The 10,663-nt window shown below is 57.6% G+C and carries 8 protein-coding genes; all 8 read left to right on the plus strand.

The window, feature by feature from the left end:
* The first annotated feature begins 30 nt into the window (after positions 1 to 30).
* Positions 31 to 1,026, plus strand: a complete 996-nt coding sequence (locus tag BFW87_RS26660) for an aldo/keto reductase (protein WP_078742684.1) — start codon at positions 31 to 33, stop codon at positions 1,024 to 1,026.
* Positions 1,027 to 1,166: 140 nt separating this feature from the next.
* A complete protein-coding gene (locus BFW87_RS26665; protein WP_078742685.1) occupies positions 1,167 to 3,161 on the plus strand; it encodes a methyl-accepting chemotaxis protein in 1,995 nt (664 codons plus the stop codon).
* Positions 3,162 to 3,251: 90 nt separating this feature from the next.
* On the plus strand, positions 3,252 to 3,710 hold the full coding sequence (locus tag BFW87_RS26670; RefSeq protein WP_078742686.1) for an SRPBCC family protein: 459 nt from the start codon (positions 3,252 to 3,254) through the stop codon (positions 3,708 to 3,710).
* A 99-nt stretch (positions 3,711 to 3,809) separates the two neighbouring features.
* Positions 3,810 to 4,256, plus strand: coding sequence for a DUF411 domain-containing protein (locus BFW87_RS26675; RefSeq protein ID WP_078742687.1), 447 nt, complete (start codon positions 3,810 to 3,812; stop codon positions 4,254 to 4,256).
* A 4-nt stretch (positions 4,257 to 4,260) separates the two neighbouring features.
* A complete protein-coding gene (locus tag BFW87_RS26680; RefSeq protein WP_078742688.1) occupies positions 4,261 to 4,701 on the plus strand; it encodes a YqaA family protein in 441 nt (146 codons plus the stop codon).
* Positions 4,702 to 4,823: 122 nt separating this feature from the next.
* A complete protein-coding gene (locus BFW87_RS26685; protein ID WP_078742689.1) occupies positions 4,824 to 8,453 on the plus strand; it encodes a hypothetical protein in 3,630 nt (1,209 codons plus the stop codon).
* Between the two features lie 153 nt (positions 8,454 to 8,606).
* On the plus strand, positions 8,607 to 9,620 hold the full coding sequence (locus tag BFW87_RS26690) for an alpha/beta fold hydrolase (protein ID WP_078742690.1): 1,014 nt from the start codon (positions 8,607 to 8,609) through the stop codon (positions 9,618 to 9,620).
* A gap of 26 nt (positions 9,621 to 9,646) precedes the next feature.
* A complete protein-coding gene (locus BFW87_RS26695) occupies positions 9,647 to 10,600 on the plus strand; it encodes a D-2-hydroxyacid dehydrogenase family protein (protein WP_078742691.1) in 954 nt (317 codons plus the stop codon).
* The last annotated feature ends 63 nt before the right edge of the window (positions 10,601 to 10,663 follow it).

Below are 10,663 nucleotides of genomic sequence, written 5' to 3' on the forward strand. Positions count from 1 at the left end.
GGGACCTACTCACCCACAGGAGCTGAACCCATGCACACCCGTCAACTCGGCAAAAACGGCCCCCTCGTCAGCGCCATCGGCCTCGGCTGCATGGGCATGACCGATTTCTACACCCCCGGCACCGACACCACCGAAGCCACCGCCACCCTGCACCGCGCGCTGGAATTGGGTGTCAACTTCCTCGACACCGCCGACATGTATGGCCCCCACACCAATGAAACGCTGATCGGCAAGGCCATCGTCGGCAAACGTGATCAAGTCTTTCTGGCGAGCAAATTCGGCATCGTGCGCGACCCGGCGAACCCTGCGTTGCGCGGTGTGAATGGCCGTCCTGAATACATTCGCGATGCCATCAACGGCACGCTGAAACGCCTCGGCGTGGAAACGCTCGACCTGTATTACCAGCATCGCATCGACCCGGACGTCGCCATCGAAGAAACCGTCGGCGCCATGGCCGAATTGGTCAAGCAAGGCAAAGTGCGTTACCTGGGCCTGAGCGAAGCCTCGGCCACCACCCTGGAACGCGCGCACAAGGTGCACCCCATCAGCGCCCTGCAAAGCGAATACTCGTTGTGGAGCCGCGACCAGGAAGACAACGGCTGCCTCGCTGCCTGCCAACGGCTGGGCATCGCATTCGTGCCCTACAGCCCGCTAGGCCGGGGTTTTTTGACCGGCGCCCTGAAAAGCCCCGACGACTTTGACGCCGATGACTACCGCCGGTTCAGCCCGCGCTTTCAGGGCGAGAACTTCGCCAAAAATCTGTTGCTGGTCAAACAAGTGCAGGCACTGGCGGCGGACAAAGGGGTGACAGCCGGGCAACTGGCGCTGGCGTGGGTGCTGGCCCAGGGCGATTACCTCATCCCGATTCCCGGGACCAAACAACGCAAATACCTGGAAGAAAATGTGGCGGCGGTTTCGCTCAGCCTCAGCGCCACAGAACGGGCGGCGCTGGAGTCGATTTTTCCGGCGGATGCCACGGCGGGTCTGCGCTATCCGGCAGAAGTGATGGGCATGCTCAATCAATAGCCACAGCATTCAGGGGTGCCCGCTGGGTGCCCCTGAATATCTTGCACCATGGTACCTAAAGCTCCTTCCTTCGAAGCCGATAGCCCGTCGAAGCTCTAACAAAGCCGCGTCGACAATAAACGCTTCGTAAGGACGGCCCCATGCCCCCACTGCGCTCTATCCAAGCCCGCTATACCCTGTTTCTGGTGCTGTTCGTCCTTGTGTTAATGGTGTTGACCGTCGTCGGCATCGGCCAGTTGGTCGCGCCCCAGCTGCGCCACACCGAAGAACAGGTGGTGCTCAACCGCGTCGCCGAGGTGGCCGAACAGATCAAGGGCGAACTGAACAAGGTTCAGGCCCAGCAACGCAGCATCACCCAAACCATTCCCCTGCTCGACAGCGATGCAATCGACAAGGTCCTGCCTGGCCTCGTCGACCAGTACGGCGAACTGAAAGTGTTCGGCGGCGGTATCTGGCCGCTTCCCAATCAGCGCGCCCAGGGGCGTAACAAATTCAGCACCTTCTGGCACCGCGATGCCTCGGGCAAGCTGGCCGTCAACACGTTCTGGAACAGCGACGCTGCCCCCAATTACTACGACCAGAGCTGGTACAAGGGCGGCCTCGCCTCGCCGCGCGGCCAATGCGCCTGGGCCGCGGCTTACAAGGACGATGCCAGCCAGGAGCCGCGCACTAACTGCGCCATGGCGATCCAGCGCGATGGCGCGGCCTACGGCGTCGCCACCATCGACGTGACCCTCGGCTTCTTCAACGACCTGGTGGCCAGCAAAGAAAAAGACATCGGCGGCCAGATGTTGATCGTCGAAGGCGACGGCAAGATCATCAGCAACAGCTCGCGCATCAACAGCCCGGTGGTGTTGAAGAACATCAGCGAACTGGCCGGCTCCTCGGCCTTTGCCGCCCAGGTCAGCAAAGCCCTGGCCCAGCGCGACAAAGGCCTGCAACGCAGCGAATTCGACAACGGCGGCGTGGCCAGCACGTTCTACCTGCGCCCGATCGAAGGTACGCCGTGGTTCCTCGCCACCGCCCTGCCCACCTCGCTGATCACCGCCCAACGCGATGACGTGCTCGGCACCCTGGCCATGTTGCAGATTCCGATGGTGCTGTTGCTGGTGCTGCTGGCGGCTTATGCAATTCGCCAACTGGTGCAACGCATGAAGTCGCTGAAAACCAACATCGACGCGCTGTCTGCCGGCGATGCCGACCTGACGCGGCGCATTACCATTCGCGCCGAAGACGAACTGGGCGCCATCGGTCACTCGGTGAACCACTTTATCGTCTACCTGCAAAACATGATCGGCGAGGTGACTCAGGCCACGGCAGCCATGTCTTCCGGCCTGCAACAACTGCAGCACACCTCGGCCCATACCAACCAGATTCTGGTGCGGCACGCCTCGGAGACCGACCAGACAGTCACCGCCATCACCGAGATGAGCTCCACCGCCGACACGGTCGCGCAGAATGCCGCCGAAACCGCCGCCTTTACCCAGCGCGCCAATGAGCACGCCGACCGCTCACGCGTGGTGGTGGGTGAAGCGTCCACCAGCGTCAGCGCGCTGATCGGAGAAGTGTCCAGCGCCACGCACACCGTGGAAGCCATGCGCCAGGACGCCGCGCGCATCACTGAAACCCTCGGCGTGATCGGCGCCATTGCTGGCCAGACCAACCTGTTGGCGCTCAACGCGGCCATTGAAGCCGCGCGTGCCGGTGAGCAAGGCCGCGGGTTTGCGGTGGTGGCGGATGAAGTGCGTGCACTGGCGGCACGCACCCAAGCCAGCACCTCGCAAATCAACGAGATGCTTGCGCGCCTGACCACGGGCGTGAGTTCCTCCGTGGCGGCCATGGAAAATACCCAGGCCAGCTGTCAATCGGCGGCGGATGCCACGGCGCGGGTCAACACCGGGCTGGACGAGATGGCCGGCTCTGTCAGCCATATCAACAACCTCAGCACCCAGATCGCCACGGCAGCCGAGCAGCAAAGCGCGGTGACCGAGGAGATCAACCGCAGCATGGTGCAGATCCGACATATGGTTGAGGAGCTGGTGGAAAGCGGCCACGCCACCGAAACCAATACGCGCAGCCTGCTGGATGCCAATGGCCGCGTGATCGCACTGATGAGCCGCTTCAAAGTGCGCTGATAAATTACTGAGACACTCCCGTGCAATGCGCGGGAGTGGGACTATTCTGACAGTTCACAGGACGATATCTCGCCACACAGGAGGTGTGTCATGCACGCTGTCGAGCATCCAGTCCGCCTGGAACGGATCTGCCAGGAACGTTTTATCGAAGCCCCCATCGAGGCGGTCTACAACTATGTGACCCAGCCCGATCGCTGGCACGAATGGCACCCCACTTCCCTCAGCGCCGACACCGGCACCACCGGCTCCCTGCCGGCCGGCACCCGTTTTACTGAAGTGATCGACCTGCTGGGCGTGCGCGTGCCCATGAGCTACCGCGTGCAGGTGGCCAAGCCGCCGCAGGAGTTCAAAACCGTGTTCACCTCCCTCGCCGTCGACGGCTCCATCCATTACTTCCTGCAGCCCCATCGCGGCGGAACGCTGTTCAAACGCGTACTGACTTACGAAACCGAGCTGCAACTGGCGACCTTGCACGTGCGCATGGTCGAGTTGTCCGCCATCGCGCTCGACCAGCTCAAACACCGCCTGGAAAACACCGCCTTCGTATAATCTTGAAACATTCCTGACACACCTCTCCCCCTGTGGGAGCTGGCTTGCCTGCGATGAGGCCGTCATGATCGCGGCCTCTTTCGACGTGCGAGCCCTACCATGAAAACCCCATTGCGACTGGCCCTGCTCACCGCCCTGTTCACCACCACCCTCGCCCAGGCCGCCGACCTGATCCCCATCGACGTGCACCGCGATGCCAATTGCGGTTGCTGCAAAAAACGGATCAGCCATCTGGAAAGCAACGGCTTCAAGGTCAATGATCACGTGGAAGCCGACATGAGCGCGGTCAAACAGCGCCTCGGCGTCGCGCCACGCCTGGGTTCCTGCCACACCGCCGTGATCGACGGCAAATTCGTCGAAGGCCATGTGCCAGCCGAGCAAGTGCTGGCCTTGCGCAAGCGTGATGACCTGCTCGGCATCGCCGCGCCGGGCATGCCAATGGGTTCGCCGGGCATGGAAGTGGAAGGCCGCAGCGATGCCTATCAGGTGATCGGCCTGACGCGCGACGGCAAGGACGTGGTCGTGGCCGACTACCCGGCGCGCTGAATAAATGCTGGCGGGTTACCTGGGGCTGTTTCTCGCGGCATTCGGCGCTGCCACCCTGCTGCCCCTGCAATCAGAAGCCGTGCTGGTCGGGCTGTTGCTCAGCGGGCATTACAGCCTGTGGTGGCTGCTGGGCATTGCGACGCTGGGCAATGTGCTCGGCTCGGTGGTCAATTGGTGGCTGGGGCGTTGGGTTGACCGGTTCAAGGAGCGGCGCTGGTTTCCTGTCAGCGTGCGGCAGCTCGACAAAGCCCGCGGCCATTACGAGCGCTGGGGGCATTGGACGTTGCTGTTGAGCTGGGTGCCGATTATTGGTGACCCGCTGACGTTGGTGGCAGGGGTGATGCGTGAGCCGTTGTGGCGGTTTTTGCTGATCGTGACGCTGGCCAAGGGCTTTCGGTACGCCGTCCTGGTGTTGGTGACGATGCGAGCAATGGTAAGCGAATAATCTGCCCGACCGTCCGTCGGCACTGTCAATTCTGACAGTAGATACAGCTATTGGTCCAAGCGCCTTATTCACCTTGCCCGTCGCGCCAACTCTGCGCACACCAACCCAGCAAGGTGATAGATATGTCCGCCCCTATCGATGACGATCTTATTCCCCCATTTTCAGGCCGTCCTCCAATTCCGTTGGAAAACGAAAAATATCCGGAAGAAGCCAAATTCGGTTTGGGCAACGCTCATGTAGAGCCCTATGCAATTTTTTGGTTTACGGCTTGGGTAGGGTTAAGAATAGGCGATTACTTTGGCATGCGTACCTTCGATCATGATAGCCCGGTGGCCAACGCTATAGTTGACGACATTAATAAAGACCATTACCCCTTGAGAGTCCCTTCCGAACTTATGGTGGAAGGCCTGTTCAACATGTTCGGCCGGGTCGTGAGAGTTGCCAGTCAGAATGAAAGCCGCTCAGAGCCTGTGCCTATGCTGACGTTGAGAAATGCACCCGGAGGCCGGGATGTAAGGCCGTTTGAGAAATATCACAGCAACTTTGTAATGAAACTCCGCGATTTGCCGCATAATACGATCATCGATAAGACGATTGCTAAAACCGGTTTTTATATCACGATTGAGCAATATCTGTTTATCCGCAAAAACGACCGGGTGCGAGTCTTCTATGATGGCGTATTGATTCAGCACATTATAAGCCCGGAACAGGCCGAGGGGGCCGAGGCTATCGATATACTTATCCCCCCTGAAGTTATCACTAAAGGTAATCAGCTGGGTAAGGTGGGCCTCGCGTTTACGGTGAAAAATGTAATGGGGGAAGGCCCTAAGGATGAATATATATACTCTGAGCCCATCTTGATAGAAACTGACTTACGCAGTGGCCTGCTTCCAACCCCATTCTTATATGTGAACGATGAGGAAACCAGGCAACTCAATCTGACCGAAAGCAAAATGGCCACCATTGTGTTGGAGGTCGAACCCGATCGCAAGTCACCTGCACCTGCGCCAGCCAGACGGAATAAGATTGTAGTCGTTGTAAAAACAACCAATGCACAGGGCGTTGAAGTTGAAACCAAGCGACTGGAACCCGTCATCGACCTAAACCGAGGTCACGAGTCAATCCCAATCAACTACAGCGTTTTTGCAACAGTACCGAGTGGGTTTGTTCGCCTAAGCTTCGAGTCGTACGACTTCAACGGGCTCGTCATAGGTGTGTCCGGCACCACCGTCATCTTCGTAACAGGTCAAGCAGCGGTGCTGCCGGCGGCGACTGTCAGCCCTGAAGAGGCGGGACTGGTTTCATCGGCGTTGGATCTCACCGTTCACATACCTGTGTATACGCCTCATAAACCGGAATATCTGGAAACTTTGGAGGCCCAACAGGAAAAGCCCGGCGGTGGGCTAGAAGTATTTACCCAACTGCAACTGGCAGGAGCGCCCGGAGGGGATCGCACCATTCCCCAGAAAGCGCTTGCCAAGTTCGCACATAACGGGCCGGTTACGCTATTTTACAGCGTCAACACCGGCACGGGCGCCCCACCCTTCGTGTCAGATGAACGAATCATAGTAGTTGACGGGCGAAATGAAGAGTTGGACGCGCCGTATTTAGCGGGCGTTGAAGATGGAAACTTCGATCCTTCTCAGCAAGCCGGTCGAAACGCAACGGTAACAATCCCTTATCCACTCACAAAGAAGGGTGACACGGTCGCCTTGGCCTTGATAGGGCAAAAGGCGGGCGGGTCGTTTTCGACTACTTTCAATATCACCACGGCGACCGAAGGCCTCACGTTACCGCAGCTAGAAAATTTGATCCCTGAGGCGATCATAAGCAAGAATCTCGGCAGCAGCTTTAGCCTGGGATATAGCGTGATCAGTGGTAACAGCGTCCAGCGCTCTAAGTTAACCAACGTTACTGTCGGCCCAGCAGTGAAACTGCAGATCCCGTTCGTGCCAGAAGCTGGCACCATCCAAACGACACTTGAGCCGCGCGCCGCGATCCAGGGTGCCACGGTTGTAATCCGCGTAACGCCCATGCGGGCCACCGACAGATTTAAGGTTTTTTTTAAAGGCGCGTATGGCGTCAGTGATTACGAAACGTCGGTAGCTGGAAATCCAGTCACTAACGAAGTGAGTGTGGTAGTCCCGGCTCAGTATGTTGCAAAAGCGCTTAGGCCAGAAGGCAACAGGCTCAAAGTAGGGTATACCTTTAATCGTGGACTATCCGAGTACAAATCCGACGTATTGGAAATTGATCTTCTGCCTCATCAGCCCCGTGTATCAGCGAGCATTGACGGGCTGGAAAATGGCGCGATGCTGGAGACTTATGCGCTGACACCGAAAAGCCAGATAGTTGTCGAGCCTTGGGATTTGATACACAAAAATCAAAAAGTAACGTTGAAGATGGCTTTCATTAAAAGTGATGGCACGGAATCAGTTCAGAACATTCTTACCGCCGAACCAGTTACCCAAAGTCAAGTCACCAACGGATTGGTCCTGCCCACGCCGGTGGATGAGCTGAAGACCGCCAAAGAAGGCAGCAATATATCGTTGCGGCTTTGGGTTAATTTCACCGAATCGTCCGCTATCACTACAGCACTGGAATTCCCTACCCGCAACTATACTGTCAAAACATTGCCTTCCACCTTACCGCACCCCACACTTGTTGCGGGATCAAGTACTGGACCGTCGGTGACAGTCCCCGCTTTGAATCTGGCAAGTAATGTTCTGGTCAATGCGGCCTACCCGGGCATGCTTAAAACTGACCTGATCACCCTGACGTGGTATCACCAAAATGGCTCGTTTGTTTCACTGGTGCTGAATGGCTCGGCCACAGGCCCGGTGCCATTCAATTTTGCCCCCCTTCAAGTACAGCACAACAGTGTAAACACCACTATACGGTTAAAATATACAGTACAGCGCGGCACTAAAATTACCACCTCTGCAGAACAAACAGTGAGGATAAGTGCAATTCCGCCAGCCAACCTTTCCTTGCCCACACTTAACGGCCAAGCCAGCGGCACTGCGCTGGATAGAAATACCTTTTCGGGGCCAGTGACGCTGAGAATCTCGCCGTGGCCTCTTGCCAAAGCAGGACAACGGATATTCGTAAAACTTTCTGGAACAGGGGGTACACGTTATGTAGTCAATCGTGTGATCAGCGTAGCGGAAGCCGCAAATGGCTTTGTTCATTCAGTCCCACGCAGTGATATTTTAGCGTACGGCTTAAATACGTTGACCGTGATTCAGTACGTCGTTACTTTTGATGCTGACCCAACTGAATCTAGGGGCGTTGCGTCTCACGCCGTTTCATATTTTAATACGGATTCCTTCGTGTACAGATTTCAGACCTTTGTTAACGGCACCGCTCCATGGAGCATCGGAAACGCTGGTGCAGGGGTGAAATTTTTAAGTGGGGGAATACTATTGTTTAGCAACCCTAACGCAACAAATGCTGGCACGTTACTTTCCACAACGCTCAACTTTAACACCGCGCACACCTATCAAATAAGGTATCCGGTCTGGAATGTTGGCGGTTTAACAGCCCCGCCACCTGTAATCGCTATTGGGGTGGGTAACAAGTTTGTTCTGAATCCGTACACAGTCACCTATACTGGTCTCCCCTGGATGACACTTATTCATAATTTCACACCCTCAGCAAACGGACCACAGCAAGTTACAATAAGCAACTATCAGAACGCAAAAAACAGCTACCTTTACAACTGCTGGGTGGATATCGTCCGCTTAACTTGATCGATTACAGGCCCTAAGCGGGACAGTTCCCCGAAACCGGGATCTGTCCCGTCGCCCAACTCGCCCGCGCGTTGCACTTTCTAAGGTACTGAAATTAATCTGCTCTTAATCGCCCAACAATAGTGTCCGAGTGACCTTTCTCGGAGATTACTCATGCCTGTAGCTCGATCTTTCTTAATTGCCAGTCTGCTTATCGCAGGCGCCGCGCCAACGCTTGCTGCAACCAAGAGTCCCGCCTACGGCCCCGAACTCCAAGGCTTCCAATACCCCTACCCCGTCGAACATTTCAACTTCCAGTCCCAAGGCAAAGCCCTGCAAATGGGCTATATGGACGTCGCGGCCACCGGCAAAGCCAACGGCCGCAGTGTAGTGTTGATGCACGGCAAAAACTTCTGCGGCGCCACGTGGGATGCATCCATCAAAGCCCTTAGCGACGCAGGTTACCGAGTGATTGCGCCGGATCAGATCGGTTTTTGCACCTCCAGCAAGCCGGATCACTACCAATACAGCTTCCAGCAACTGGCGATGAACACGCATCAGTTGCTGGAGAAACTCGGCATTCAGAAGGCCACGATCGTCGGCCACTCCACCGGCGGCATGCTTGCGACCCGGTATGCATTGCTCTACCCCGCGCAAACCGAGCAACTGGCGCTGGTGAACCCCATTGGCCTGGAAGACTGGAAGGCCTTGGGCGTGCCCTATCGCAGTGTTGACCAGTGGTATGAACGCGAGCTCAAGCTCAGCGCCGAAGGCATTCGTCAATATGAACTCAACACCTATTATGTGGGGCGCTGGAAGCCTGAGTACGACCGATGGGTCGACATGCTCGCCGGGCTGAACAAGGGCCCGGGGCATACCCAAGTCGCATGGAACTCGGCCCTGATTTACGACATGATCTTCACCCAGCCGGTGTACTACGAGTTCAAGGACTTGCAGATGCCCACCCTGCTGCTGATCGGTACGTCCGACATCACTGCCATCGGCAGCGATATCGCACCGCCTGCGGTCAAGGCCAGGCTCGGTCACTACGACGTGCTCGGCAAGCAAGTCGCCAAGCTGATCCCCCATGCCACCCTCGTGGAGTTCCCGGGCTTGGGGCATGCACCGCAGATGGAAGAACCGGCCCGGTTTCATACAGCGCTGTTGCAGGGTTTGAACGCCCTTTAATCCAACCTTTTTAGAGGCACTCGTGAATGTCGGTACAGATTGCAGTCATTGATGATTGGCAGAATGTGGCCAGTGGCGTGGTGGATTGGTCGGCCCTGGCCGCTGTGGGCCAGGTGCATTTCCTTCATGATTACCCGGCGGATAACGCCACGATGGCCGAACGATTGCAGGGGTTCGACGTGATTTGCGTGATGCGCGAACGCTCGGCCTTTGACAAGGCGTTGTTGCAGAGCCTGCCAAACCTGAAACTGCTGGTGACCGGCGGCATGCGCAATGCGGCCGTCGACATCGCTGCCGCCAAGGCGCTGGGCATCCAGGTGTGTGGCACCGACAGCTATAAACACGCGGCACCGGAGCTGACCTGGGCATTGATCATGGCCTCCACCCGCAACCTGCTGGCCGAAGCCAATTCCCTGCGCGCCGGCAACTGGCAGGTTGGCCTGGGCGGCGACCTGTATGGCAAAACCCTGGGCATTCTCGGGCTGGGCAGCATTGGTCAGAAGGTGGCGCAGTTTGCCAAGGTGTTTGGCATGCGGGTCATCGCCTGGAGTGAGAACCTCACGCCCGAGCGCGCGGCGGAGTCGGGCGTGACCTGGGTCAGCAAGAAAGAGTTGTTTGAGCAGGCCGACGTTCTGACGGTGCACCTGGTGCTCAGCGAGCGTAGCCGAGGCTTGGTCGATGCCGAGGCGCTGAGCTGGATGAAGCCGACGGCGCGGCTGGTAAACACCGCGCGCGGGCCGATTGTGGATGAGCAGGCGCTGGTGGAGGCCCTTTCTGCCGGACGTCTGGCGGGGGCTGCACTGGATGTGTATGGCGAGGAACCGCTTCCGGTCGATCACCCGTTCCGCCGCTTGCCGAATGTGCTGGCCACGCCGCATGTGGGGTATGTGAGCGAGCAGAATTACCGGCAGTTTTATCAGCAGATGATTGAAGACATTCAGGCTTGGGCAGCCAAGGCGCCCATTCGCGTGCTCGGCTGACGCACCAATAAAAGGCGCGCTGAGCTATTAAGGTGAAAGCAGTCCCTGTGGCAAGCAGGCTTG

Origin of the sequence: Pseudomonas fluorescens, from assembly GCF_002022275.1 — a bacterium.
In the GTDB taxonomy this organism is placed as follows: Bacteria; Pseudomonadota; Gammaproteobacteria; order Pseudomonadales; family Pseudomonadaceae; genus Aquipseudomonas; species Aquipseudomonas fluorescens_AJ.